This window comes from Moraxella catarrhalis, from assembly GCF_001656295.1.
Taxonomy (GTDB): Bacteria; Pseudomonadota; Gammaproteobacteria; order Pseudomonadales; family Moraxellaceae; genus Moraxella; species Moraxella veridica.
Window position 1 is genome coordinate 470,365 of the sequence record NZ_LXHE01000002.1, and the last position, 24,707, is coordinate 495,071.

The 24,707-nt window shown below is 42.7% G+C and carries 27 protein-coding genes; 17 read left to right on the forward strand and 10 right to left on the reverse strand.

The features are described 5' to 3' along the window. Window positions 1–52: 52 nt before the first annotated feature. On the forward strand, window positions 53–904 hold the full coding sequence (gene folD / locus AO382_RS02170; protein WP_064617754.1) for a bifunctional methylenetetrahydrofolate dehydrogenase/methenyltetrahydrofolate cyclohydrolase FolD: 852 nt from the start codon (window positions 53–55) through the stop codon (window positions 902–904). Window positions 905–1,009: 105 nt separating this feature from the next. On the opposite strand, the gene AO382_RS02175 is transcribed toward folD, so the two are convergent. The 4 genes from AO382_RS02175 to AO382_RS02190 all read right to left on the reverse strand — a co-directional run bounded on the left by AO382_RS02175 (window position 1,010) and on the right by AO382_RS02190 (window position 4,301). Then, complete coding sequence (locus tag AO382_RS02175) at window positions 1,010–1,738, reverse strand: amino acid ABC transporter ATP-binding protein (RefSeq protein ID WP_064611915.1); 729 nt, start codon at window positions 1,736–1,738, stop codon at window positions 1,010–1,012. Between the two features lie 114 nt (window positions 1,739–1,852). Further along, complete coding sequence (locus tag AO382_RS02180; protein WP_400260259.1) at window positions 1,853–2,518, reverse strand: ABC transporter permease subunit; 666 nt, start codon at window positions 2,516–2,518, stop codon at window positions 1,853–1,855. Beyond that, on the reverse strand, window positions 2,511–3,260 hold the full coding sequence (locus AO382_RS02185; protein ID WP_064617758.1) for an amino acid ABC transporter permease: 750 nt from the start codon (window positions 3,258–3,260) through the stop codon (window positions 2,511–2,513). Before AO382_RS02185 ends, AO382_RS02180 begins: the two co-directional genes overlap by 8 nt. An 81-nt stretch (window positions 3,261–3,341) precedes the next feature. Further along, on the reverse strand, window positions 3,342–4,301 hold the full coding sequence (locus tag AO382_RS02190) for a glutamate/aspartate ABC transporter substrate-binding protein (protein WP_064617760.1): 960 nt from the start codon (window positions 4,299–4,301) through the stop codon (window positions 3,342–3,344). A gap of 440 nt (window positions 4,302–4,741) precedes the next feature. Here AO382_RS02190 and AO382_RS02195 point away from each other — a divergent pair, with 440 nt between their 5' ends. Next, window positions 4,742–5,146 carry a DUF4377 domain-containing protein gene (locus tag AO382_RS02195; RefSeq protein WP_064611878.1) on the forward strand — a complete coding sequence of 135 codons (405 nt, stop codon included), beginning with the start codon at window positions 4,742–4,744 and terminating at the stop codon, window positions 5,144–5,146. Between the two features lie 57 nt (window positions 5,147–5,203). On the opposite strand, the gene AO382_RS02200 is transcribed toward AO382_RS02195, so the two are convergent. Further along, on the reverse strand, window positions 5,204–6,625 hold the full coding sequence (locus AO382_RS02200) for an L-serine ammonia-lyase (RefSeq protein WP_064617762.1): 1,422 nt from the start codon (window positions 6,623–6,625) through the stop codon (window positions 5,204–5,206). Between the two features lie 331 nt (window positions 6,626–6,956). Between AO382_RS02200 and AO382_RS02205 the strand changes: the two genes are divergently transcribed. From AO382_RS02205 to bfr (AO382_RS02215), 3 genes are all read left to right on the forward strand, one after another. Continuing rightward, window positions 6,957–7,151, forward strand: a complete 195-nt coding sequence (locus AO382_RS02205) for a bacterioferritin-associated ferredoxin (RefSeq protein ID WP_042510361.1) — start codon at window positions 6,957–6,959, stop codon at window positions 7,149–7,151. A 366-nt stretch (window positions 7,152–7,517) separates the two neighbouring features. Next, a complete protein-coding gene (bfr, locus tag AO382_RS02210) occupies window positions 7,518–8,012 on the forward strand; it encodes a bacterioferritin (RefSeq protein ID WP_064606913.1) in 495 nt (164 codons plus the stop codon). Between the two features lie 12 nt (window positions 8,013–8,024). Next, window positions 8,025–8,501 carry a bacterioferritin gene (gene bfr / locus AO382_RS02215; protein WP_064617764.1) on the forward strand — a complete coding sequence of 159 codons (477 nt, stop codon included), beginning with the start codon at window positions 8,025–8,027 and terminating at the stop codon, window positions 8,499–8,501. 100 nt (window positions 8,502–8,601) lie between these two features. Here bfr (AO382_RS02215) and AO382_RS02220 read toward each other — a convergent pair whose 3' ends face one another. The 3 genes from AO382_RS02220 to dnaB are packed head-to-tail and all read right to left on the reverse strand — an operon-like array spanning window position 8,602 to window position 11,920. Then, the gene (locus AO382_RS02220) at window positions 8,602–9,360 is read right to left on the reverse strand and encodes a MipA/OmpV family protein (RefSeq protein ID WP_064617766.1); all 759 of its coding nucleotides are present in this window, start codon (window positions 9,358–9,360) and stop codon (window positions 8,602–8,604) included. Next, complete coding sequence (alr, locus tag AO382_RS02225) at window positions 9,357–10,499, reverse strand: alanine racemase (protein WP_064617767.1); 1,143 nt, start codon at window positions 10,497–10,499, stop codon at window positions 9,357–9,359. The genes AO382_RS02220 and alr overlap by 4 nt, the downstream gene beginning before the upstream one ends. A 20-nt stretch (window positions 10,500–10,519) precedes the next feature. Continuing rightward, on the reverse strand, window positions 10,520–11,920 hold the full coding sequence (dnaB, locus tag AO382_RS02230) for a replicative DNA helicase (protein ID WP_064617769.1): 1,401 nt from the start codon (window positions 11,918–11,920) through the stop codon (window positions 10,520–10,522). A 142-nt stretch (window positions 11,921–12,062) separates the two neighbouring features. Here dnaB and pdxA point away from each other — a divergent pair, with 142 nt between their 5' ends. The 7 genes from pdxA to ruvA all read left to right on the forward strand — a co-directional run bounded on the left by pdxA (window position 12,063) and on the right by ruvA (window position 18,573). Continuing rightward, complete coding sequence (pdxA, locus tag AO382_RS02235; RefSeq protein ID WP_064617771.1) at window positions 12,063–13,223, forward strand: 4-hydroxythreonine-4-phosphate dehydrogenase PdxA; 1,161 nt, start codon at window positions 12,063–12,065, stop codon at window positions 13,221–13,223. 89 nt (window positions 13,224–13,312) lie between these two features. Continuing rightward, complete coding sequence (rsmA, locus tag AO382_RS02240) at window positions 13,313–14,167, forward strand: 16S rRNA (adenine(1518)-N(6)/adenine(1519)-N(6))-dimethyltransferase RsmA (RefSeq protein WP_064617923.1); 855 nt, start codon at window positions 13,313–13,315, stop codon at window positions 14,165–14,167. Window positions 14,168–14,183: 16 nt separating this feature from the next. Then, a complete protein-coding gene (locus tag AO382_RS02245) occupies window positions 14,184–15,029 on the forward strand; it encodes a symmetrical bis(5'-nucleosyl)-tetraphosphatase (protein ID WP_064617773.1) in 846 nt (281 codons plus the stop codon). A 120-nt stretch (window positions 15,030–15,149) separates the two neighbouring features. Continuing rightward, the gene (locus tag AO382_RS02250; protein ID WP_064617775.1) at window positions 15,150–16,352 is read left to right on the forward strand and encodes a phosphoglycerate kinase; all 1,203 of its coding nucleotides are present in this window, start codon (window positions 15,150–15,152) and stop codon (window positions 16,350–16,352) included. A gap of 158 nt (window positions 16,353–16,510) precedes the next feature. Further along, window positions 16,511–16,801, forward strand: a complete 291-nt coding sequence (locus AO382_RS02255) for a lipoprotein (protein ID WP_064617777.1) — start codon at window positions 16,511–16,513, stop codon at window positions 16,799–16,801. A 123-nt stretch (window positions 16,802–16,924) separates the two neighbouring features. After that, window positions 16,925–17,962, forward strand: a complete 1,038-nt coding sequence (gene fba / locus AO382_RS02260; protein ID WP_064617779.1) for a class II fructose-bisphosphate aldolase — start codon at window positions 16,925–16,927, stop codon at window positions 17,960–17,962. After that, the gene (gene ruvA / locus AO382_RS02265) at window positions 17,959–18,573 is read left to right on the forward strand and encodes a Holliday junction branch migration protein RuvA (RefSeq protein ID WP_064617781.1); all 615 of its coding nucleotides are present in this window, start codon (window positions 17,959–17,961) and stop codon (window positions 18,571–18,573) included. The genes fba and ruvA overlap by 4 nt, the downstream gene beginning before the upstream one ends. Before the next feature lie 47 nt (window positions 18,574–18,620). Here the strand turns inward: ruvA and AO382_RS02270 are convergent, their stop codons facing one another. Together AO382_RS02270 and AO382_RS02275 are read right to left on the reverse strand one after the other, a co-directional pair. After that, window positions 18,621–19,493 carry a LysR family transcriptional regulator gene (locus tag AO382_RS02270; protein ID WP_064611891.1) on the reverse strand — a complete coding sequence of 291 codons (873 nt, stop codon included), beginning with the start codon at window positions 19,491–19,493 and terminating at the stop codon, window positions 18,621–18,623. Between the two features lie 125 nt (window positions 19,494–19,618). Continuing rightward, window positions 19,619–19,924: a hypothetical protein gene (locus tag AO382_RS02275; protein WP_049237587.1), complete on the reverse strand. Its 306-nt coding sequence runs from the start codon at window positions 19,922–19,924 to the stop codon at window positions 19,619–19,621. Window positions 19,925–20,220: 296 nt separating this feature from the next. Here AO382_RS02275 and leuC point away from each other — a divergent pair, with 296 nt between their 5' ends. From leuC to AO382_RS02300, 5 genes are all read left to right on the forward strand, one after another. Further along, window positions 20,221–21,639 (forward strand): 3-isopropylmalate dehydratase large subunit, encoded by a 1,419-nt coding sequence (gene leuC / locus AO382_RS02280; RefSeq protein WP_064617783.1) that lies wholly within the window; start codon window positions 20,221–20,223, stop codon window positions 21,637–21,639. A gap of 157 nt (window positions 21,640–21,796) precedes the next feature. Continuing rightward, complete coding sequence (leuD, locus tag AO382_RS02285; protein ID WP_064617785.1) at window positions 21,797–22,447, forward strand: 3-isopropylmalate dehydratase small subunit; 651 nt, start codon at window positions 21,797–21,799, stop codon at window positions 22,445–22,447. Between the two features lies 1 nt (window position 22,448). Next, window positions 22,449–22,745 (forward strand): hypothetical protein, encoded by a 297-nt coding sequence (locus AO382_RS02290; RefSeq protein WP_064617787.1) that lies wholly within the window; start codon window positions 22,449–22,451, stop codon window positions 22,743–22,745. Window positions 22,746–22,784: 39 nt separating this feature from the next. Then, on the forward strand, window positions 22,785–23,855 hold the full coding sequence (gene leuB, locus AO382_RS02295) for a 3-isopropylmalate dehydrogenase (RefSeq protein ID WP_064617789.1): 1,071 nt from the start codon (window positions 22,785–22,787) through the stop codon (window positions 23,853–23,855). Window positions 23,856–23,869: 14 nt separating this feature from the next. Further along, the gene (locus tag AO382_RS02300) at window positions 23,870–24,697 is read left to right on the forward strand and encodes an RsiV family protein (RefSeq protein WP_064617791.1); all 828 of its coding nucleotides are present in this window, start codon (window positions 23,870–23,872) and stop codon (window positions 24,695–24,697) included. Window positions 24,698–24,707 lie beyond the last annotated feature (10 nt).

The following is a 24,707-nucleotide window of genomic DNA, read 5'->3' on the forward strand; positions in this document are numbered from 1 at the left end:
AGCGCACCATAAAGCACGGTAGCACTTGATGATCACTAATAAAGGCAAAGTTATGGCAACTGTACTAGACGGCAAAGCATTGGCAAAAAGCATCGAAAGCGACCTGTCAGCGCGTGTTGAGACATTAAAACAAAAGACAGGGCGAACACCGATTTTGGCAACAATTTTGGTGGGCGATGATCCAGCATCAGCGACCTATGTGCGCATGAAGGGTAATGCTTGCCAGCGCGTCGGGATGGATAGTATCCGTGTCGAGATGCCTGAAAGCACGACGACCGATGAGCTGCTTGCTAAGATTGATGAGCTAAATGCCAACCCAGATGTGCATGGCATTTTATTGCAGCATCCTGTGCCAGCTCAGATTGATGAGCGAGCGTGCTTTGACCGCATCAGCTTGGATAAAGATGTCGATGGCGTCACTTGCTTAGGCTTTGGGCGTATGTCAATGGGTGAGCCTGCTTATGGTTCATGCACACCACAGGGCATCATGCATCTGTTGACACATTATGGTATTGAACTTGAAGGCAAACATGCGGTTGTCGTGGGGCGCAGCGCCATCTTGGGTAAGCCGATGGCGATGATGCTATTAAATGCCAACTGCACTGTAACGATCTGCCATTCACGCACCAAAAACTTAGCTGAGTATGTCGCTTCAGCTGATATTATTGTTGGTGCTGTTGGTGTACCTGAATTGATCAAAAAATCATGGATCAAGCAAGGTGCCGTTGCCGTGGATGCAGGGTTCCACCCAACTGATGAAGGCGGCTGTGGGGATATTGAATTGGATGGTATCGAAGCTGTCGCTTCTGCTTACACTCCAGTGCCAGGCGGTGTCGGTCCAATGACCATCAATACGCTCATCCGTCAAACTGTCGAAGCTGCCGAAAAAGAAGCAGGCTTATAATCGTCACAGTTTTAGCACCGAACAAAACCCCGCTTGTAAAGTCATACAAGCGGGGTTTTGTTAAATCAGAATGATTATTCGATTAATAACATGACTAAAATCAAATCAATGATTTAAAATCTTACCCAAAAATGCTTGAGCTCGGTCTGATTTGGCATTTTGGAAGAATTCTTCTTTACTGCAGTTTTCTACAATGTGACCTTGATCCATAAAAATAATGCGGCTGGCTACTTGACGGGCAAAACCCATTTCATGCGTCACACACATCATTGTCATGCCTTCGTTAGCCAAGTCCACCATGACTTCTAGTACTTCTTGAATCATTTCGGGATCAAGCGCCGATGTCGGTTCGTCAAATAGCATGGCGACGGGATCCATAGACAGCGCCCGTGCAATCGCGACACGCTGCTGTTGACCGCCTGAAAGCTCTGCAGGAAATTTTTTGGCGTGCGCTGCCAGGCCCACGCGATCAAGATAAGCCATGGCTTTTTTGGTGGATTCATCGGCTTTGCGCCCCAGCACCTTTTGTTGGGCGATGGTCAAATTGTCAATGATTGACAAATGGGGGAATAGCTCAAAATGCTGAAATACCATACCAACTTGGCTGCGCAGTTTGGGCAAATTGGTATTTTTATCCCCAACACTGGTACCGTTGATTAAGATTTCCCCTTTTTGGAAAGGCTCAAGTCCATTCACGGTTTTGATGAGTGTGGATTTGCCAGATCCAGAAGGGCCGCACACTACAGTAACATCACCTTTGTGGACGTGAGCTCTGCAGTCGGTTAATACTTGAAAATCACCATACCATTTACTCACATCATGAATCTGAATCATGATTTCATCAGATTTATGACCGCTGTCAGTCACCAAGCCGCCAAATTCATTAATATAAGATTTTTCATCCAATTGAGTTACGATTGCCATCATTTGTCCTTATTGCCTTGCGCTTTATACGCGCAGATTTTTTTGAAGTCTTGCCACGCCTTTAGATGCGATCAAACTGATAATAAAATACACCGCACCTGCGCTTAAGATATAAAATTCAAGCAGCCCCATCAGCTCGCCGCGCACATAAGCGGCACGGAACAGATCAACCAAGCCTACCGCAAATACCAATGTCGTATCTTGAAAAAGAATGATGGACTGCTGAAGTACGAGTGGCAGCATTTTACGGAATGCTTGAGGTAAAATGATCAAGCGCATGGTTTGAGAGTAAGTCATACCCAAGGCTTTTGCAGCATTGATTTGACCTTTGCCGATGGATTGGATGCCGGCACGCACAATCTCAGCAAAATACGCTGCCTCAAACATGATGAAGGCAATTGTACAGCTCATAAACTTAGCATCAACTGTCAAATAATTGCCTGTCGCCATTGTGTACATCATGGGCACTGCAAAGTAAAACCACAGCAGCACCAATAAGAGCGGCACTGAGCGAAAATAGTTGACATAAAGTTTGGCAGGAACCGCTAAGATCGCTTTACCAGATAAACGCATCAGGGCAAGCACAGTGCCTAATAAAAGACCACCAAGCACAGCAAAAAACAGCACCTTAAAGGTAATTGACAATCCAGATAAAAGAATAGGTGCAGCAGTTTGGATTTCATTAAGCATGCTGATCTCCATCAATTTGACCTTTAATACGCAGCTTTTTTTCAAGCATGGTCATGCCATAGATTAAAGTTAAATTAAACAATAAATAAATGATCGTGGCATAAGTATAAATTTCAAAGCTGTTTTGAGTGTATTCGCTGATGGTTTTGGTTTGGCTGATAAGCTCAGTAACACCCACTAAAGACGCAATGGAGGCGTTTTTAAAGCAGTTGGTCAGCTCGGAGCTCAGTGGCGGTAAAATGGTGCGAAAGGCCTGGGGTAAAATCACATAACGATAAGATTGAGCGGTGCTAAAACCTAAGGCCGCCGCTGCATTGGCTTGACCTTTTGGCAGTGACTCAATGCCTGTACGCACTTGTTCAATGATACGCGCAGCGGTAAACAGTCCAAGCCCAATCGCTGCCGAAATTGCTGCTGATGTATTAGGCTCAAGCGACTGATACCAAAATGTGCGAAACCCTTCGGTCAGCAGATTTGGCATGACATAAAACCAAAAAAACAGCTGAACTAACAAAGGGACATTGCGAAAAAAATCTACATAAATCTTAGCCAGCATCTGTGCGCTTTTATTGGGTAGGGTGCGCATGATGCCAAGTACGGTTCCGATCACCATGGCAATCAACCACGCTACACCACCAATCATGAGCAGCCATTTAAAGCCTGTGACCAGCCAGTGCCAATACAGCTCATTGCCAATCCCAGTTGATTGCCAAAGTACGCGCCAGTTCCATTGATAATTCACAATAAACCCCTTAATAAAACAGATTAAGCAAAGTCAGCATCATCACGATGCTGACCTTTTTTGGTAGGGCATGAAGCCAAATCATTGGGCTTGTGTTGGTTGATCAGTTGGGTTTGCCAAAAGATTTTTTAGGTTGTCAGACATTGTAAATTGCATGTTGATATTTTTTGGTGGAATAGGCTGCATGAACCATTTGTCATAGATGCTGTTAATTTCTCCAGAGGCGTAGACAGCTTTTAAGGCATCATCAACGACTGCTTTAAATTCGCTATCCCCTTTACGCACCATACAGCCATAGATCTCAAAAGATTGTGGCTCGCCAACGATTTGCCATTTGGCAGGATCTTTGGCTTTGGCTTTTTCGCCTGCAAGCAGGACATCATCCATCATAAAGGCTTGGGCACGACCATTTTCAAGCATTAAGAATGATTCGCCATGATCTTTTGCTGAGATAATATTGATATTTAGCTGCTTTTCATCGTTGAATTGGCGGATATATCGCTCTGAGGTGGTGCCAGCGGTGGTGACCAAAGTTTTGCCAGTAAGGTCATCAAAACCATTGATGCCTGAATCTGTGGCAGTCAAAAGACGAGTGCCAATTTCAAAGAAACCGACCGAAAAATCAACTTGTTGAGCACGCTCTTCGTTATTAGTGGTTGAGCCGCATTCTAAATCGACTGTGCCATTTTGCACCAAAGGAATGCGTGTCTGTGAGGTGACTAGGTTATAGCGCACTTTTAGATCAGGCATTTGCAGCTTTTCTTTGACAGCTTCAACAACTTTTAGCTGAAGATCATGCGCATAACCGACAGGCTGATTTGGGTTGTCTGCGATATAAGAAAATGGAATGGATGAATCGCGGTGCGCAAGAACAATCGTGCCTGATTGTTTGATTTTTTCTAAGGTGCCTTGAGTGCTGCTGCCTGTGGCAGGTGCAGCGGCAGGATCTGCAGCAGCTTGTTCAGCAGGCTTATTACAAGCGGTAAGACTAACAGCAGCGACCATCGCCAAACCAAAAGATAACGGTTTTAATTGAAACATGTGAATTCCTTTTTAACAAAAAACAACGAAAAGTGCCAGTATCTACCGACGATCCGCAGCAAACATGATCATAACCGTGCTGCATTATTACAATAGTGTAAAAACTGGTGAAATGCAAGCGTTTATTTGGTAATTTTATAGACAAATTATTTCATCACTTATCTCAAGGCATGGATCTGACGATTTTCACATACTATACCCATATTTTTACGCAAAGCTCTGACAATTTGGCAGTATGAGGTGATGGTGTGATAAATTTACAAAATATTTACAAATTGTGTCAGATTTTTACTTAAAAGTATTAAAATTTTGTGGTAGCATTTATACAAGATGATTATAGATCGCATCCTATTTGTTAGAATGGCAGATCCGTCATCGGGGTGTGATTATAGTTTATAATCTCCTCTTTTTTTAGATGATTTATTTAAAGGATAATTGATATGAAAAAATTATTTGCAGGCGTGGCTTTAGCTTCTGTAGCATTGGCAGGATGCGCATCAACTCAGCTTGATGATAAGCGCGTGATGATTGTTGAGGGCGAAGTTAAGCAGGTGCAGGTTCAAGATTTGCGTAGCTTCCAAGTAGAGATCGCACCTCGTAAAGCTGTGTGCGAGCTAACCAATAACTTAGGTGAAACAGTGCAAGCAGAATGCTTACAATATCGCCGTACTTTTGATCGTAATTTTAATGTGCTAAGTGGTGATATCGAGGGCTTCCAGTACGAGCCAGGTTTCCGCTATGTACTAGACCTAAAACAAGAGCGTCTATTAAATGAGACAACTGGTCAAGTTGTTCCAAAATGGACTTTGAATAAAATTATCTCAAAAACACCTGAAATTCTATAATTATCAGTTTGTTTCAATAAAAAACCAAGCTCATTGCTTGGTTTTTTATGATTGAGATTAGCATTGACTAAATCCTGAGCTGATATTAATGGCGTCAATACGCTGTGCTGTCTTCATGGCATTGGTAGCGTGGATAGCAAGTCCACCTTTGGCGGTTTCTTTGTATTTATCCATCATATCCATGCCAGTTTCTTTCATTGTGGTAATCGCTTTATCAAGTGAGACATGATGGCTGCCATCACCACGCAGTGCAAGACGCGCAGCATTAATGGCTTTGACCGATGCCATGGCGTTTCGTTCAATACAAGGGACTTGGACCAGTCCTGCAATTGGATCGCATGTCAAGCCCAAATTATGCTCAAGTCCAATTTCTGCTGCATTCAAGCATTGAGCAACACTACCGCCTAAAACATGAGCTAATCCTGCTGCTGCCATGGCACAAGCAGAGCCGACCTCGCCTTGACAGCCGACTTCTGCACCTGAAATTGAGGCATTTTGTTTAATGAGTGCGCCGATCGCACCTGCAACCAACAAAAATTCACGCACCCCTTGGTAGCTAAATGCTGGAATAAATCCACGGTAATAATGTAATACAGCAGGAATGATGCCTGCAGCGCCATTGGTGGGTGCGGTAACGACTTTTCCGCCAGCGGCATTTTCTTCATTGACCGCCAAGGCATATAAATTCACCCAATCCATGGCAAGCAGACCTCCATTGCCTGAATACCCATATTCTTTGGATAGTTGCTCATACAGATCTTTGGCACGGCGTTTGACATTTAAGCCACCAGGCAAAATCCCATCAACTTTACAGCCTTGAGTGACGCAAGCTTGCATAGTATCCCAAACATCGTTTAAATACGCTTTAACATCATCAATATCTCTTAGGGCGGTTTCATTGGCAAGCATCAAATCGGCGATACTTAAATCATGTGCTTGGCATAATGCCGCCAGCTCTTCTGCACTGTCAAAATCATAAGGGTAGGCTGATTGAGTATCTTGAGATGGCGCTAAGTTAATTTGCTGCTCATCTTTGATAAAGCCACCGCCAACAGAATAATAAGTCTGTGCCAACTGCTCACCATCATCAAGTATGGCGATTAGTTTCATGCCATTGGGATGCTCAGGTAATGGCGTGTCATCCCATAAAAGATGTTCGTTAGCATCAAATGCAATCTGATGCGTGCCGCCCAACATCAACCGACCTTCTTGGTAGATGGGCTTGAGATATTCTTCGGTTCGAGTGGTGTCAATCGTCGGTGGCTCATGCCCTGATAAACCAAGCAAAATAGCGGTATCTGTGGCATGACCTTTGCCCGTTGATGATAACGAGCCATATAACTCAATGGTAATTTGACGGACGCTATCCATACGATCGCCAAGCAACACCAAAAAACGATTGGCTGCCACCATGGGACCGACCGTATGCGAACTTGATGGCCCGATGCCGATTTTAAACAGTTCAAAAACGCTGATCATAAAGCATTATTCCAAATATAATTATCTATACAATTGATTATAATGGATTACAGCCTTATGAGCAATTGATAATAAATTTTGATGATTTGCCGACTTATCAAATGTTACCAAAGGCTAAAATACAATAATTAATCATGGCGATCAGTGTAATATTCAATCTATTTTTAATCATAATCAATTTTTCAAATAATTACTTTTGAAAAAATTAATAAAATGAATTGCAAATGGGAACAATTATTGTTATTATAAGCCTATGTAAAAGAGTATGAATCATTGTTGATCATGAAAATCTCTCAAGTTTATCGGTATCGAAAGCGAAAGGAGTTATCTGATGTATGTATGTATTTGCCATGATGTAAAAGACACACAAATCAAGACTGCGTTATCATCAGGCGTATCAGGCATGAAAGGTCTTCAAGAGTCTTTATCTGTTGGTACTTGCTGTGGCTGCTGCGTACCGATGGTTCAGGACTTGATTGATGAGCATCAAGCCAATGTGATCGCCATTGATGTGATGGCAGGTTAAGAAACTTAGATTATTAATGTTTCTAAATTATTTCTGATTTTTATTCAATATCGGCTTTGGGTGGTCTATTGAATAAAACCAGCCAATAAACCGAGTGGTTAATCAATCATAATTTATACCAATTCTCATTATAGATTATATTTTATCTTTAAAATCAAAAAGTTATATCTATCCTAAAAATCATCTGTCTAGCTTATGCAGATGATTTTTTATTTTATTTGTTAATGCTTATCAGATTGTAAAGCGTTCGCGGTTCAATATCCCTACAAAGCAAAGATAGACGATTTGAAATTTTGTGATAAGATAGTTAGCAATCACTATTTGAAGCAGTTTTATCAATTTGGTATATTACTAAGGAGTTTTATCATGAAATCATCTCAAAAAGTCATTGATTATCTTAACTTTTTATTAGGCGGTGAGCTTGGTGCTCGTGATCAGTACTTCATTCATGCACAAATGTATGCTGAGTGGAGTTTTGGTAAATTATATGATCGTATTTATCACGAAATGCAAGATGAGACAGGACATGCACAGTTATTAATTCAGCGTATCTTGATGCTTGGCGGAAAGCCAAACATGCAAGTGAGCGAAATTCATATCGGCTCTGATGTGCCAAGTATGCTAAAAAGTGATCTTGAGCTGGAGTATCGTGTCCAAGAACATTTAAAAGAAGGCATCGCATTGTGTGAGACAGAGCGAGATTATGTGACACGAGATATTTTGGTGCGTCAGCTTGAAGATACTGAGCAAGATCACGCTCATTGGCTTGAAAAACAGTTGCGTTTGATTGATTTGATGGGTCTACAAAACTACCTACAAAGCGTGACTGCTGAAGTCAATCAGCAGGTCAATACTCATTAATTGGGAGTGATTATGAAAGGTAATAAAGAAGTTATCCGTGCGTTAAATTTGGTATTGGGTCAGTCACTCATTGCGATCAATCAGTATTTTTTACATGCACGCATCACCAAAAATTGGGGTGTCTATAAGCTTAATGAAGTATTTTATAAGCAATCCATTCAAGAAATGAAATGGTCTGATGAGCTTATCGAACGAATTTTACTGTTAGAAGGTTTACCAAACCTACAAGATCTTGGCAAGCTTTTGATTGGCGAAGATGTTGCTGAGATTTTGGTATGTGATTTAAAGCTTGAAAAGCGTAAGCATGATATCTTGGTGGATGCGATTGGTATTTGTGAAGATCATCGTGACTATGTATCACGAGAGATTTTGGTGAAGCTAAAAGATGAAAATGAAGAGTACGAAGATTGGCTTACCACACAACAAGAACTGATCGAAGATATGGGCATTCAAAACTATATCCAATTAAACGCTCAAGATAATGATTAATTGATTTGAATAAAAATTGATTTGAATAAATCAGTCATTAAGTTTCACAAAAACCGCCTAATCAGATGGGCGGTTTTTTGGTGAATCCAAGGTTGAATCATTAAAAATGATAATTTAGCCCCAGCCGAGTTTTGCTGTCAATTTTATTGTCAGTCATTGGGCTGTTTTTTTGGGCATTTGATAGCCATTCGATACGCTGATTAACAAATGCACTGACTTTTGGTGTGACTTGGTAATTGACTGTCGCTGTCACAAAGGGTGACCAACCAGAATCGGCTTGATATGCGGTATGATTGGTTTTTAAGGCCTCGGCATCTAGAATGCCATAGTAGTACTGATTGTAATCTTTACTGTGCCAAGTTGCACCAAATTCTGGATATACCGTCCAAGCATCTTTATTAAAGCGGCTTAGGTGCGATAAAGTGACGGTCTGACCATTATGCCGATCAAGCACATCGGTGGCAGCTTTTGCTTTTAGACCACCGTAAGGGGTGATATAAAGATAGCTTGCATGGGCGAGTGCTGACCATTGACGCTTATTAAGCTGCTTAAGTTCTATGGTATTGGCATGATTGGGGTCAAAGCTCTGACCATCATAAGTTAAGCCGATACGAACATGGTGCTTGTTATCCTTATAAGGGTAAAAACCAGCTTCAGCACCTTCGATATACCAACGATTATTATCATAAAAAGCTTGGGGCATGATAAAAACAGGATCTTTGGCATGATAAGCAGTCGCATTATAAGTCGCATTGACGCCAAATCTTAGGCTGGCATCATGATCAATCGGTAAACTTTGGGCGTATGCGGCGGTCGTTAGCCCACAGATCACAGCTAAGCTGAAAGTTTTTATGTTCATTTAAATTCCCTCTTAGGTAGGTATGTATCCATAATACATCGCTTTGGTCGTGTGGTCAAACGGCACATCAGCTCATAGCTAATTGTTCCTGCACACATTGCCACCTCATCTATCGTCGGTGAATCACCCCACAGCACAACAGGCGTATTAATGGCAATATCAAGCCCATGAATATCAATCATAAACATATCCATGGCAACTCTGCCAATGATATCGCATAAGTGGCGATTGCCCGAAGTATCGGTCACGCTAACTTTAGCACCCATCACCACTCTGGGATAACCATCGCCATAGCCAATACTGACAACAGCGATCTTATGTGGTTTTTGTGCTGCCCACAGTGCACTATAACCGATACTATCGCCAGCTGCCAAGGTGTGGATAGCCATCACTTGTGCCGATAGCGTCATGGCAGGCATGAGATTGAGTGCTTTGGCTGATTGATTAGCGATGGGATTAGAGCCGTACAAGGCAATGCCAGCACGCACCCAATTATGATGCTGGTCCTTAAAATTAAAAATCCCTGCTGAATTACACAAACTGCCAAGCGTATCAGGTGCAAACGATCGAATACACGCCAAGGCTTGATCAAATTTGCTGATTTGTCGTGCATTTAGTGGGTGTGATTTGTCATCTGCACACGCAAAATGACTTGTCAAAATTAGCCGATAGCCTGCATCGGTCAACGATTTGGCGGCGGTGATGATGTGATCGTCATTAAATCCTAGGCGGCTCATGCCTGTATTGTATTTTAGCCAAATGGTATGGCAAAATTGGTCTTGCTTGGGCTGGTGAGCCAATGCCCAAGTGAGCTGATTTTCATGATGAATCAGACAGCCAAAATCATGGTCAATTGCCACTTTCCACTCATCTAAGCTAAAAGCACCTTCAATCAGTACGATGGGTTTTTTGTGATTCATGCCATCAAGTGCTTGCTTGACCGCCATGGCTTCTGATAAACACGCCACGCCAAAGCCATCAGCATGGATCAAAGCAGGGACGGTTGCATCTATGCCATGACCGTATGCGTCTGCTTTGACCATGGCGAGTACTTTGGTCGTTGGGTCAAGTTGGCTTTTGATGATTTGCAGATTGTGCATCAAAGCATTAGGGTGGATGGTGATAGAAGTGCTACGCATCGTATTCATTATTCTTAAAATTATTCATCAATATCATAATCTTCAGGCATATCGCCTGGAATTAAATCATCAAATCGGACATATTCACCAATGAATTTGAGCGGCACTTTACCACGCTCACCTTGACGGTTTTTACCGATGATAATTTCTGCCAAATGCTTGATATCATCTTTGTCTTGGTGATAATAATGATGGCGATATACAAATAAAATCAAGTCGGCATCCTGCTCAATTTGCCCTGATTCACGGATATCTGAAATTAATGGTCGCTTGTTTGGGCGGTCTTCAACTTTGCGGTTAAGCTGAGATAAAGCAACCACAGGGCAGTTAAGCTCACGCGCCAGTGCCTTTAAGCTGCGAGAAATCTCGCCCATTTCATTGACTTTGTTATCACCCATACCAGGCACACGCATCAATTGCATATAATCAATCAAAACAAAGCCCAAACCGTCAGGGTGATTTTTGGCAATTCTACGGCAAGTGGCTCTGATTTCAGAAGGGCTAAGATCTGAGCGGTCATCGATATATAAATGCTTGTCTTGAAGTAGCGTGACGCCATTCATAAAACGACCCCATTCATCTTCGCTCATGTTCGCTGACATCAAGCGCTTCATATCAATACTGCCCCACGCTGCCAACATACGCATGGCAATCGATTCAGCAGGCATCTCCATCGAAAAAATGGCAACCGCTTTATTGGACATCAGTGCCGATTGTGCAAAATTTAGTGCCAAAGCCGTCTTACCCATCGCTGGGCGGGCTGCCAAAATGATTAAGTTGCCATTTTGAAAACCAAGCGTTTTATTATTAAGTTCAATAAACCCTGTATCAAGACCAATCAGGCCATTAGGGCGTAAGCGAATGTCGTTAAGCTGCGTGACGACATTTGCCATGACATCATCGATACGCTGTGGACCTGTTTTGCTACTACCTTTAGCAAAGCTCTCTCCAATACGAAAAATATCCGACTCAATCGTATCTAAAATCTCTGTGATGGTTTGCTTTTTTGGGTGATATGCCAAATTTAGCATGTGATTGGCGGATGAAATCAGCTGGCGATACACCGACATTTCTCGTACTTTTTCGGCATAATTGATGAGATTAAAATAATTTGCCGTACTTTGATTGATGGTAATCAGATACTCTTCGCCGCCTGCTGATACCAGCTGACCTATGCGACTTAGATAATCATGCACCATGATGCTATCATATGGCTCATTGACACGCGCCAAATGACTGATGGCATCAAAGATTTTTTTGTGTCTTTCACCATAAAAATCATTGGCGTTGATGATATTTTCTATGTCTTCAAATGAATCATTAATACTCATTAAGCTTGCCAAAAGTGAACGCTCCATCTCAATGCTGTGGGGCGGCTGAAGCGTAAGGAGGCTGTCTTTTTTATCGTTTGTGTTGGTCATGTCAGTGCTTGGCTTATGCAAAAGGTCTTACAAATATGATTTGTGTTTGGTAATCGCTATAAATAATGATAAAATCCGACTGGAAAATATGCCATAAAAAAACCTAAATTGTACCATAAAAACCTTGCGAGAATCTTCCAAAATGCCCAATTTTGACAAAAATATCATCAATAAATCGCTTGATAATTGGGCGAATTATCCGCTCAATCACACACCTACTAAGCCAATGCTCATCACCACAGGCGAGCCTGCTGGCATTGGTATGGACATTGTGTTAGATGTGATCGATGCTGGCGATTTATCAGAAGGTATTTGGCTGATTACTGCCGATAAATCGGCATTTGTTGCACGAGCCAAAGCACTAATTAAGGCAGGCAAGCTTAGCAAAATACCTGATTTTTATGTCATTGATGTACCCGATAAAATAGACAATATCACAGAAAATTGGCTGGACAGTCAGTTAACTTTTAATTTAAAAAATCAATCAAAAAACCATCCTTTGGTGATTGTTTTGAATATAATTTGCTGTGATGAAGTTATCGCAGGTCAATTAAACACCGCTAACGCTGCCATGGTAGAGCGACAACTGCATTTGGCACATATGTTAGCAAAAACGCAGCAAATCCGTGCCATCATCACCGCTCCGCTGCAAAAATCTGTGATGATTCAAGCAGGAATTTGCCTTGATAATGGAGATATGTTTAGCGGCCATACCGAATATTTTATGCACAAATCAAACTGTCATAAAGTGGTGATGATGCTTGCTAATCGTGTGATGAAAGTGGCACTGGTAACAACACATTTGCCGCTCAAAGAGGTTTCTTATGCCATTACCGCCAATGAAATCAAGCAAACCGTCAGGATTACTCATCAAGGATTGGTGACGCAGTTTGGTATCTCATCACCCAAAATTTTGGTTTGTGGGCTTAATCCACATGCAGGCGAAGAAGGGCATTTGGGTGATGAAGAAATTTGCATTATTAATCCTGCCTTAGAAGCATTGATGGCTGAGGGTATTAATATTTCTTATGCCATGCCTGCTGATACACTGTTTACACCGCAGCACTTGGCGGACTGTGATGCTGTGATTGCTATGTATCACGATCAAGGTCTTGCACCACTTAAGTCGCATGGTTTTGGTGATACAGTCAATATCACTTTGGGCTTGCCTTATGTGCGTACATCGGTAGATCATGGCACTGCACTGGATTTGGCAGGGACAGGCAGGGCGTCTAGTAGCAGCCTAAAACAAGCAATTTTTTATGCCAATAAAATGTCACTATCTGGCTTTGATTTTGCATAAATTTGCAAAATTCATCATGAAAATTTTCACGCTCATCATCGAAACATGATATGATGATCACAATTTTATTCAGCGTTCAATCATCAATTATGCACATTATCCCAAAGTCTCCGCAACAAGCCAAGCATGCACCCCGTAAGCGTTTTGGTCAAAATTTTTTACATGATACTCATGTTATCTCTCAGATTGTGACCGCCATTCGGCTAGATAGACAGGATAATTTATTAGAGATTGGACCAGGTCTTGGGGCATTAACCGAGCCTTTGCTTGCTGAGGTTGATGGCATGACAGTGATTGAACTTGACCGAGATTTGGCATCCCAGCTGAAGATTAATATTGGTGCCAATAGTCATCCTGATTTTACGATCATCAATGATAATGCGATGCATATCAATTATCGTGCGTTGGCAGAGCAGATTGGTAAAGGTGCTTTTCGGGTGGTGGGCAATTTGCCTTATAATATTTCTACACCGATTTTATTTCGCTTGCTTGAATTTAGTGATGTGATCAAAGATATGCACTTTATGCTCCAAAAAGAAGTGGTTGATCGCATCACAGCTGAGCCTAATTCAAAAGAATATGGCAGATTATCGGTGATTATGCAATATTATTGTCAATCGGATTATTTGCTCACCGTCCCCAAAGGGGCGTTTAACCCACCACCAAAAGTTACCAGTGCAGTTTTTCGGCTAACGCCTTATAAAACTAAGCCTATTACAGCGATAGATGAGTCGGTATTTGCTTTGGTGGTTCGTGAAAGCTTTAATCATCGGCGTAAGACTTTAAGAGCAATTTTTAAGGCAAATGGGCTGCTGCCAACTTTAGATGAATCAGATTTTGAAAAAATTGGCATCAGTCCAAGTGCACGCCCTGAGACATTGCGTGTGCATGAGTTTGTTTTACTTGCTGATTTGGTCGTCAAAAATCGTCAGTCATCATCTTAATCATTAATTGCTGAGTATGAATACAGAACAAAAACACTACCGCCATCACTATGTTATCGGCGACTTACAAGGCTGTTTTGGTGCATTTAATGAGCTATTAAGTGCTTTGAATTTTGATGAAACCCAAGATAAACTTTGGCTTGCAGGTGATATTGTCGCACGAGGTGAAGATTCACTTGCCACTCTTAGGGAAGTAAAACGCCTATCAGACATTGGTGCGCTGACCACAGTGCTTGGCAATCATGACATTACCTTAATTGCCACTTGGCGGGGTGTCTTAACCCCTAAGCCAAAAGACAAGACGCTACCGATTTTTGAAGCGCCTGACTGTGATGAGCTGCTTAACTGGCTTCGACAGCAGCCACTTTTGGTATTTCCAGATGATAAGACCGTACTGACACATGCAGGCATTCCGCCCAATTGGTCCATTACTGAGGCGGCAGGATACGCCAAAGAGCTTGAAAAGCAGCTGTCAGGTAGCCTAAGACAGCTAGATCGTTTATTGCCAAATCTTTATAGCAAAAAAAGCGAAGAATGGTCAGATGACTTAAATGGCTACCAAAGAATGCGCGCCATCGCCAACTACTTTACTCGCATGCGCCTTTGCACCCAATCAGGGCGATTGGAGTTTTCTTTTAAAGAATCACTAAAAGATGACATGCCAATGGATTTTCGCCCTTGGTTTTCTTGGTTTGCGGTACGAGAAAGACGCATTTTATTTGGACATTGGGCGGCTTTAAAAGCCGAGGTAGATACCAAATTCGTGCGAGCGCTTGATGGTGGCTGTGTATGGGGTGGTAAGCTTGTGGCTTATCGGCTCAGTGATGGTGCGGTGATATCCGTTGGCGCTCACTGCCCATGATGATATGATGGTTGCCAATGACCCAAAATTTCATTTATAATTTGTTGTTGGTTTTAGATTTTATATCTAAATTTTTTAAATTATTTTTTTAAATTATTTTAAGTTAAGCAAAGGATATTTATGGCAATCTTAACCATGAAAGCGTTGGACTTGGCAGGCAAGCGTGTGTTGATTCGTGAGGACTTGAATGTTCCCATTAAAGATGGTGTCATCACCAGTGATGTGCGACTACAAGCCGCTTTACCAACCTTAAAAGATGCCTTAGCAAAAGGTGCTGCGGTATTAGTCGCATCACATTTGGGTCGGCCAACCGAGGGTGAGCCTGACCAAAAATATTCGCTGGCACCTGTTGCTGACTATTTGTCAAATCATTTAGATGCACCCGTACGCTTTGAGGCTGAGTATCTAGATGGTGTAGAAGTGGCAGTAGGCGAATTGGTTTTACTTGAAAATGTACGCTTTAATGTTGGCGAGAAGAAAAATTCTGATGAACTATCAAATGCTTACGCCAATCTTTGTGATATTTTTGTGATGGATGCTTTTGGTACTGCACACCGTGCCCAAGCATCAACTGAAGGCGTCATTCGTGCTGCTATTGGGCAAGGCAAGCAGGTTTGTTCAGGTAATTTATTAACCGAAGAATTAAACGCTCTGTCACGAGCACTTGATAATCCTGCCTCACCAGTGCTTGCAATTGTTGGCGGCTCCAAAGTCTCAACCAAGCTTGATGTACTGACAAGCCTTGCTCAAAAATGTGACAGTATCGTCGTTGGGGGTGGTATCGCCAATACTTTTTTGGCGGCAACAGGCGTGAATGTGGGTGCATCATTATATGAGCCTGATTTGATTGATACCGCTAAACAAATCATGAAAAAAACCAATATTTTGTTGCCCTCTGAAGTGGTGGTGGCTGACAAAAACGAGATCGATTTTGATGACTTCTTGGGTTCGCTTGAGAAGGCAGCAGCAACGGTCAAGCCTGTCAATGAACTTAATGATACGGACATGATTTTGGATATCTCAAAAGCAAGTGCCGATGAGATTGCCAAGCACATTCATAAGGCTGCTACCATTTTATGGAATGGGCCTGTGGGCGTCTTTGAAGTTGATAAATTTGGCACAGGCACACAAGTGCTAGCAATGGCAGTCAAAGATTCGTCAGGATTTAGCATTGCAGGTGGTGGCGATACATTGGCAGCGATTGATAAATACCAAGTAGCAGATGATGTCAGTTATCTATCCACAGGTGGTGGCGCTTTTTTAGAGTTTGTAGAAGGCAAAACCCTGCCTGCAATCGCAGCACTTGAGTTAGCATCTGATTAAGTATTAATTTATTATATTTAAACTTAAGGCATTGTTACAAGCTCTATTATTTTTTGTTGTATTATTAAATTTAGGGCTTGTCAAATGCAAGTTGGCTGACTAAACTAGTCATATTTGACGACTTTCGTCATTTTAAAACACATAAGAGAGAATAACACATGAAAAAAATCCTACCTGCCGCTGTTTTTGCTATTTTATTGGCTGCCTGCAGTCAACAAACTCAAGATTCAGCCAGTCAAGCTGCAGCATCGGCCGCTGAGGATACCAAAGCAAATGCTACTGTTGTCGCCCAAGAAGCAGAAGCGGCAGCACAAGCGACAGGTAACGCTGTTGAGAATGCTGCAGAAACAGCTTCTAATGCTGCCAAAAACCTTGGTGCCGCCGTTAATGAAGCGACTACTAATGATCAATCTGCCGAAGCCAGATCGCCTGAAGATCAGCAGTATTAATTTGTCCTAACTTCACTGAAAGTCGACTTTTGATGTCGGCTTTTTTATTGGAATTAACTTGGTGCAAAATCTTAGCTTATGGTATAATCCAGCTATATTTTTAATTATTTTTAGGAGACTATTATGGCATTGCTTTCTCTACGCCAATTACTAGATCACGCAGGCGAGCATAGCTATGGTTTGCCCGCGTTTAATGTCAATAACCTAGAGCAAATGCGCGCCATCATGATGGCTGCTGATAAGACTGATTCTCCTGTGATCGTACAAGCCTCTGCAGGTGCGCGCAAATACGCTGGTGCACCTTTTTTGCGTCATTTGATTTTATCGGCGATTGAAGAGTGGCCTCATATTCCTGTGGTCATGCATCAGGATCATGGAACCAGTCCTGCGGTTTGTCAGCGCTCCATTCAGTTGGGATTTAGCTCAGTGATGATGGATGGCTCATTACGAGAAGACGGCAAGACACCAGCTGATTATGACTACAATGTCGCAGTAACGCGTGAAGTTGTTAAGATGGCACATGCTTGTGGCGTGTCTGTCGAAGGTGAGATCGGTGTGCTTGGTAGCCTTGAGACTGGTATGGCAGGTGAGGAAGATGGTGTGGGCGCTGAAGGTGTCTTGGATCACAGTCAGCTACTTACTTCTGTGGAAGAAGCGCGCCAATTTGTCGCTGATACAAATGTGGATGCACTTGCCATCGCGGTTGGTACTTCTCATGGTGCTTACAAATTCACTCGCCCACCAACAGATGATATTTTGGCGATTGACCGTATCAAAGAAATTCACGAAGCTTTGCCCAATACTCATATCGTGATGCATGGCTCAAGCTCAGTCCCTCAAGAGTGGCTAAAAATTATCAACGAAAACGGTGGTAATATTGGCGAAACTTATGGCGTTCCTGTTGAGCAGCTGGTTGAGGCGATCAAGCATGGCGTGCGTAAAATCAATATCGACACCGACTTACGCTTGGCAAGCACAGGCGCAATTCGCAAATTTTTGAATGATCATCCAGCGGAGTTTGATCCGCGCAAATATTTGGCAGCGTCAATGAAGGCGATGGAAGAGATTTGTGTTGCTCGCTACGAAGCTTTCGGTGCTGCAGGTAACGCAAGCAAGATTCGTCCAATCAGTTTAGAAAAAATGGTTGATTATTATCAATGATCGGTATGATCTCAGGTCAGGTGCAGTACCTAAATGCACCTGTGGCTTGTATTATGACGTCAAGTGGTGTGGGTTACGAGATCGAGTTTCCCATACCTAGCTTTTGTCAGCTGACCATTGGCACTCAGACCGCTGTCTATGTACATCATCATGTCCGAGAAGATGCCATAAATTTGTTTGGTTTTATGGATCGTCATGATCGTGATATTTTTAGAAAGCTCATCAAAATTAACGGCGTCGGTGCTAAAATGGCGTTAGCAATGCTTTCAACCCTAAGCGTTGCCGAGATTAAACACGCTGTTGAAACAGATGGTGATGCAGCTTTGGTGCGTGTACCGGGTATCGGCAAAAAAACCGCTCAGCGTATTTTGCTTGATTTGAAAGGTAAGCTCAATGAGTTTGGGGAAATGCAGCCAATGACAGCAGAAGGCTTATTTGGCAAATCCGCCGATAACTCCATGCTGATCATCGCTGAAGTTGAAAGCGCTTTGATGAATTTAGGCTATAAAGAAAAAGAAGCGCAAGCAGCCATCAAAAACGCTCAATCCGATGAGATCAACAATACTTCCGATCTACTAAAAGCAGCACTGCGTCAGCTTTCGGGATTTTAGAGCTATTAAGCATAAAAAACCAGCCGTATCATTTGGCTGGTTTTTTATTAATCATCGATAGATAGCATGGATAATAAAGCTTGCATGCTGGCGGATCGAGTCAAATTGGGATTGGTGACCAAGCCCAGATGTCTTTGAAGTTCGATATTTTCTGCCATATCAATTTTGATCAAGTCTTGGTTAATCAGCGTTTCGGGTAATACCGACCAGCCCAAGCCGACCGAGACAAGCATGCGAATGGACTCTAGCGGATTGGTGCTCATGGTCGCATAAGGGCGCAAATTATGCTTGGCAAACTCAGCCAAGGTGATTTGACTGGTGAAGGTATTGGCAGCTGGCAAAATCGCTGGATAATGCGCCAACTGAAGTAAGCTGACCTTGGATTTTTGAGCCAAAGGGCTAAGCGTGCCTGTCACAAAATATAAAGGATCGCTCCATAGGGTGTGATAATTTAGGCGTCGATCATAGGTCGGCGGCAGTGTCAAAAAAGCCAAAGAAATTTCACCTTCAAGCACTGCCTTATGAGCCTCTTCAGAATCCACAAACCGAACTTCAAGCTGAACCGCCGGATAGGTCTGAATAAATCTTTTAAGCACCGGCGCAAGGTGGTGAAGTCCAATATGATGACTGGTACCAATCACCAATCGACCAGAAGCGACTTCTTTGGCGTGTTGCAAGCTTGCCTTACAGGCTTCGTAGTCGTCAAGCCATCGCCGTACAAAAGGAAGTAAATCATGTGCAGCAGCCGTTGGGATGATGCTGCGACCAACGGTATCAAACAACACCGTTCCAAATTCATCTTCCAGATTTTTAATGCGCTTACTCACGGCAGGCTGCGTGATATAAAGCTTTTCGGCAGCACCAGAGATGCTGCCTGTCTGCATAACTGCGACAAAAGTAGCAAGATTTGTGGTATTCATCGCTTAACCCAACATATCAATAAATGTCAGCATATTGCTGTGTTAATGATAGCTTAATATATTCCAAAAAGTTTTGCAATAAAAATTTTAAGGAATGATTATTGTCAGGCTTCAACGATCAAGGATTATTCATTATAAAAATCATTGGCTTTATATAAAAGCATCAATAAAGAAGCGTAGCAAAAAATGCTGATCAAACATAACACCAAAAACGTCAAGCCAGTTCTATCGACTGAGCCTGTGGCGCTAAATGGATTGTAAATCACGCCGTCGCCCCAAAATAGCCAATTAATCAAAATCTGACATAAAAAACCAATCAAGCAGAGTCTTACGATGACTTTTTCTGAACGCACGCCATGACGACGAGTGATATATAAGCCGACCGATAAAATAAAGAAAAATATCACTGCCGAAACAAAGTAGATGAGCACAGTTTGACTCCTAATAAAGCACACAAGGCTAAGAAAATACCGATCAATCGTTATTACCTAAATTAACAAAAATTTACCAAATGTACAATAACTAAGTGATGAATATTCTTAGACAGTCAAATTAACCATTCCAAAAAGTTTTTAAATTTATAAAAAATATAAATTATTATTATTAATTATCTTTTGCTATAATTCTGATTATCAATTAAACTGAGTGGCATTGGCAGCTACAAAGCGACCGCATCACTTAGGTGTATTAACAAAGGCTTTTAGCCAGTGGATTTGGAGAATAGAATATGGCAGGTAAAACCCTATACGATAAACTTTGGGATGATCACTTGGTCAAGCAGCGTGATGACGGCTCATCACTGATTTATATTGACCGTCAGCTTTTGCATGAAGTCACATCACCACAGGCTTTTGAAGGTTTACAGTTGGCAAATCGTACACCGTGGCGTCTGTCGGCGAACATCGCCACCCCTGACCATAATGTGCCCACTTCCAAAAAAGAGCGTGAGCAAGGCATTGACGGCATCAAAGATGAAACTTCACGCATTCAGGTGCAAACGCTTGATGACAATTGCAACACCTTTAACATCGTAGAGTTTGGCATCAATGACATTCGCCAAGGTATCGTGCACGTTGTAGGGCCAGAGCAGGGCTTGACCTTACCAGGCATGACGGTGGTCTGCGGCGATAGCCACACTGCCACGCATGGGGCGTTGGGCTGCTTGGCTCATGGCATTGGCACATCAGAAGTAGAGCACGTGCTTGCCACACAGTGCTTGGTCGCCAAAAAAATGAAAAACATGCTTGTGCGTGTGGACGGCAAATTGGGTAAGGGCGTAACGCCAAAAGATGTAGTGCTTGCCATTATCGGTAAAATCGGTACAGCAGGCGGTACGGGCTATGCCATTGAATTTGGCGGTCAGGTGTTTCGCGACATGTCCATAGAAGGGCGGATGACCGTGTGTAATATGGCAATCGAAGGCGGTGCACGTGTCGGCTTGGTGGCGGTGGATGATAAGACCATTGACTATGTCAAAGACCGACCTTATGCCCCCACAGGCGACAACTGGGAAAAGGCGGTAAGCTACTGGAATACCTTGCATTCTGATGAAGATGCTTATTTCGATACTGTGATTGTGATGAATGGCGAAGACATTGAGCCACAAGTCTCGTGGGGCACATCGCCTGAAATGGTCATTCCAGTTACCCAAAATGTACCAACCCTTGAACAAGCAAAAGATGACGTGCAGCGTAATGACTGGACACGAGCCTATGAATATATGGGTCTGACAGCAGGACAGGCATTGTCGGATATCAAGCTTGACCGTGTGTTCATCGGTTCATGCACCAACTCACGCATCGAAGACATCCGAGCTGCTGCTGATGTGGTCAAAGGTCACAAGGTGGCAAGCAGTGTCAAGCAAGCGATGATTGTGCCAGGTTCAGGACTGGTCAAGCAGCAAGCCGAAAGTGAAGGTTTGGATAAAATCTTCCTTGATGCAGGGTTTGAATGGCGAGAGCCAGGCTGTTCAATGTGTCTTGCCATGAATGCTGATAAACTTGAACCCCAAGAGCATTGTGCCAGCACATCTAACCGCAATTTTGAAGGTCGCCAAGGTAATGGTGGACGCACACACTTGGTGTCGCCTGCCATGGCAGCGGCAGCAGCGATTACAGGGCATTTTGTGGATGTGCGGACGTTTTAGTGTCAAAATAAGTTAGGATACTTAATCACGGGTTAAAAATTGGTCATTTGGCATAAAATGAGCTTATGTAAGCCAATTGTATGATCATTCATAAGCGCATCAGTGCATCCATACCGCTGATTAATGTATCAATATAACCGTCTTTTGGAGAAAAATAATGGAAAAATATACCACCGAAATTGGCATTGTTGCCCCACTTGACCGTGCAAATGTCGATACCGATTTGATTATCCCCAAGCAGTTTTTAAAGTCTATCAAACGTACAGGCTTTGGCGATAATTTGTTTGATGAGCTGCGTTATCTTGATGAAGGCTATTTGGGTCAAGACATCTCAAAACGCCCAAAAAACCCTGACTTTGTCCTAAACCAAGACCGCTATCAGGGAGCGACGATTTTACTGGCGCGCAGTAATTTTGGTTGCGGGTCTAGCCGTGAGCACGCACCGTGGGCATTGTCTGAATTTGGCTTTCGTACGGTGATTGCCCCAAGTTTTGCAGATATTTTTTATAATAACTGTTTTAAGAATGGTATGCTCCCCGTGATTTTGCCCGAAAGCGATATTGATGAGTTGTTTAAAGAATGTGAAGCTAACGTCGGCTATCAGCTGACAGTGGATTTGGAGAATCAAAAAGTAATTTCACCATCGGGCAAAGAATATGACTTTGAAGTTGATGCATTTCGTAAGCATTGCCTATTAAATGGTTTGGATGATATCGGTTTGACCTTACAGAATGCCGATGATATCCGTGCTTATGAAGATAAGGCAAAGGCAGAGCGCCCTTGGATGTTTAAAGAGTTGACGGCTTAATATGACTTTTAATATTGCAAATTATTTATTTGATGGCTTGACCAATTTAAATGATGGCTTTGATGTTCCAGGTATTATTTATGTTTCTGAAATAGATTTTGAAATCTTGCTTAATCGTGCAGAGGCAAAAAATATTAACATTTGGGGTATTGAACCTTGGTTTAATGGTGAGTTTTATGGCGTGGAAATTTATGAAGATTACAACTTGCCAGCTAATGACCCAAACTGGTATCGTCAGGCGTTTGAGAAATTTAAGAAAGAAAATCGCAATTTGCAATATGCCATTTCGTTTGGCTAACTAGTCAATTAAATGGTTGAATTAAAGAAGGAAAACCCTATGACAAAACACATTGCAATCCTAGAAGGCGACGGTATCGGCCCTGAAATTGTTGCCCAAGCCGTCAAAGTGCTGGATAAATTAAAAGAGCAAGGCTTAGATGTCAGCTATGAATACGGCTATTTGGGTGGCTCAGCATATGACAGATATGGCAAGCCTTATCCTAGTGAGACCCAAGAGCTTTGCCAAAAGGTGGATGCAGTGCTTTTGGGGGCGGTAGGTTCTCCGCAGTATGACAATTTAGAGCGTGCGGTGCGTCCTGAGCGTGGACTTTTAGCCATTCGCAAAGATTTGAATTTGTTTGCCAATTTGCGTCCTGCCATTTTGTACAAAGAGCTGGCGGATGCTTCTACCTTAAAGCCTGAAGTGGTTGCAGGCTTGGATATTTTGATTGTGCGTGAGCTGACAGGCGATATTTATTTTGGTGAACCTAGGGGCATTCGCACGCTTGACAGTGGCGAGCGTGAAGGCTTTAATACCATGAAATACAGCGAGAGTGAGATTCGCCGCATCGCCAAAGTGTCATTTGAAGCTGCCCAAAAGCGTAATAAAAAACTGTGCAGCGTGGATAAAGCCAATGTGCTAGAAACTACCGAGCTTTGGAAAGAGATTTTTACAGAAGTGGGCAAAGAGTATCCTGATGTTGAGCTTAGCCACATGTATGTGGATAATGCCGCCATGCAACTGGTCAAAAATCCCAAGCAGTTTGATGTGATTGCCACGGGCAATATCTTTGGCGATATTTTGTCCGACCAAGCGTCCATGCTCACAGGCTCTATCGGCATGCTACCGTCAGCAAGTCTCAACGAAACTGGCAAGGGTTTATATGAGCCTAGCCACGGTTCAGCCCCTGACATTGCAGGTCAGGACAAAGCCAATCCATTGGCGACCATTTTATCGCTTGCCATGCTCGTCAGATACAGCCTGAACGATGAACAGCGTGCAGGACAGATAGAGCAGGCGGTGCAAAAAGTGCTAGAAAAGGGCTATCGCACAGGGGATATCTATGAAGACGGCACGACGCTCGTGTCTTGTTCACAGATGGGTGATGAGGTGGTGGCTGCGCTGTGATTATGGATAAGCAAATGAATCATTGGATAAAAATCATACCTGCTTGTCTCATATTGGCAGCTTGTTCTAAGCTGCCAATAGCAGCCGCGAATCCAGAAGCTAAGAGCATTAAAGACTTTCAAGCGGTGGAGCTAGACTATACTCTGCCTGAAGATGTCGCGTCCGTCTGTCAGCCACAAACTAAGGCTCAGTCATCTGATCTGACATCAGAGTACGAATCGGTGATTGGCTGCCCATCGATTGATATACAATTGGTATCACTGGAACCTAAATGGATTCAAGATTCACTTAATTTTTATATCACTCAAGATCATAATCCTGAACGAATCAAATTTCGCCGTCATTTGGATAATTTTGCCCGTCAATCTATGCATGACAACGGTGTTATGCCGTATTATCAGAGTGTAGAACCGCAATTTGTTGGCATGCATGGCACCCTGGCTCAGTTTGCCGTCTTGGATGATGTGTATTTGGGCGGTGCACATGGCATGCAGACGACCACTTATTATATCTATGATTTGGCGCTTGGTACACAGATAAGCCTTTATGATCTTGAGATCGAATCTTATGACAAAGAGGTGGGTCGGCTGTATGAGCTGACTGAAGCGGCGTACGATCGGTATTTGTACGCCCACCGAGCTGACATTGGCGATCCTGAGGAGTATAAGGAAATTTATTCATTAGAGTATACGGATAATTTTTATTTCAACGATCAAGGTTTGGTGCTGTATTACAATCCTTATGTATTAAGCCCTTATGCGATGGGACCTGTTGAGCTGGTTATTCCTTTTGCTGATCTTGAGGGTGTGCTAAGAGCAGAATATTTACCACCGTTTGATTAATCAATAAAGA

Coding starts and splice junctions, on each gene's coding strand:
- bfr (WP_064606913.1), top strand. CDS start 7,518: ATGAAATCATCTCAAAAAGTCATTGATTATCTTAACTTTTTATTAGGC.
- leuC (WP_064617783.1), top strand. CDS start 20,221: ATGGCAGGTAAAACCCTATACGATAAACTTTGGGATGATCACTTGGTC.
- AO382_RS02220 (WP_064617766.1), bottom strand. CDS start 9,360: ATGAACATAAAAACTTTCAGCTTAGCTGTGATCTGTGGGCTAACGACC.
- fba (WP_064617779.1), top strand. CDS start 16,925: ATGGCATTGCTTTCTCTACGCCAATTACTAGATCACGCAGGCGAGCAT.
- folD (WP_064617754.1), top strand. CDS start 53: ATGGCAACTGTACTAGACGGCAAAGCATTGGCAAAAAGCATCGAAAGC.
- pdxA (WP_064617771.1), top strand. CDS start 12,063: ATGCCCAATTTTGACAAAAATATCATCAATAAATCGCTTGATAATTGG.
- AO382_RS02250 (WP_064617775.1), top strand. CDS start 15,150: ATGGCAATCTTAACCATGAAAGCGTTGGACTTGGCAGGCAAGCGTGTG.
- AO382_RS02205 (WP_042510361.1), top strand. CDS start 6,957: ATGTATGTATGTATTTGCCATGATGTAAAAGACACACAAATCAAGACT.
- leuB (WP_064617789.1), top strand. CDS start 22,785: ATGACAAAACACATTGCAATCCTAGAAGGCGACGGTATCGGCCCTGAA.
- bfr (WP_064617764.1), top strand. CDS start 8,025: ATGAAAGGTAATAAAGAAGTTATCCGTGCGTTAAATTTGGTATTGGGT.
- AO382_RS02200 (WP_064617762.1), bottom strand. CDS start 6,625: ATGATCAGCGTTTTTGAACTGTTTAAAATCGGCATCGGGCCATCAAGT.
- rsmA (WP_064617923.1), top strand. CDS start 13,313: ATGCACATTATCCCAAAGTCTCCGCAACAAGCCAAGCATGCACCCCGT.
- AO382_RS02245 (WP_064617773.1), top strand. CDS start 14,184: ATGAATACAGAACAAAAACACTACCGCCATCACTATGTTATCGGCGAC.
- AO382_RS02180 (WP_400260259.1), bottom strand. CDS start 2,518: ATGCTTAATGAAATCCAAACTGCTGCACCTATTCTTTTATCTGGATTG.
- AO382_RS02190 (WP_064617760.1), bottom strand. CDS start 4,301: ATGTTTCAATTAAAACCGTTATCTTTTGGTTTGGCGATGGTCGCTGCT.
- alr (WP_064617767.1), bottom strand. CDS start 10,499: ATGCGTAGCACTTCTATCACCATCCACCCTAATGCTTTGATGCACAAT.
- AO382_RS02300 (WP_064617791.1), top strand. CDS start 23,870: ATGAATCATTGGATAAAAATCATACCTGCTTGTCTCATATTGGCAGCT.
- AO382_RS02290 (WP_064617787.1), top strand. CDS start 22,449: ATGACTTTTAATATTGCAAATTATTTATTTGATGGCTTGACCAATTTA.
- AO382_RS02255 (WP_064617777.1), top strand. CDS start 16,511: ATGAAAAAAATCCTACCTGCCGCTGTTTTTGCTATTTTATTGGCTGCC.
- AO382_RS02195 (WP_064611878.1), top strand. CDS start 4,742: ATGAAAAAATTATTTGCAGGCGTGGCTTTAGCTTCTGTAGCATTGGCA.
- AO382_RS02270 (WP_064611891.1), bottom strand. CDS start 19,493: ATGAATACCACAAATCTTGCTACTTTTGTCGCAGTTATGCAGACAGGC.
- leuD (WP_064617785.1), top strand. CDS start 21,797: ATGGAAAAATATACCACCGAAATTGGCATTGTTGCCCCACTTGACCGT.
- AO382_RS02175 (WP_064611915.1), bottom strand. CDS start 1,738: ATGATTCAGATTCATGATGTGAGTAAATGGTATGGTGATTTTCAAGTA.
- ruvA (WP_064617781.1), top strand. CDS start 17,959: ATGATCGGTATGATCTCAGGTCAGGTGCAGTACCTAAATGCACCTGTG.
- dnaB (WP_064617769.1), bottom strand. CDS start 11,920: ATGACCAACACAAACGATAAAAAAGACAGCCTCCTTACGCTTCAGCCG.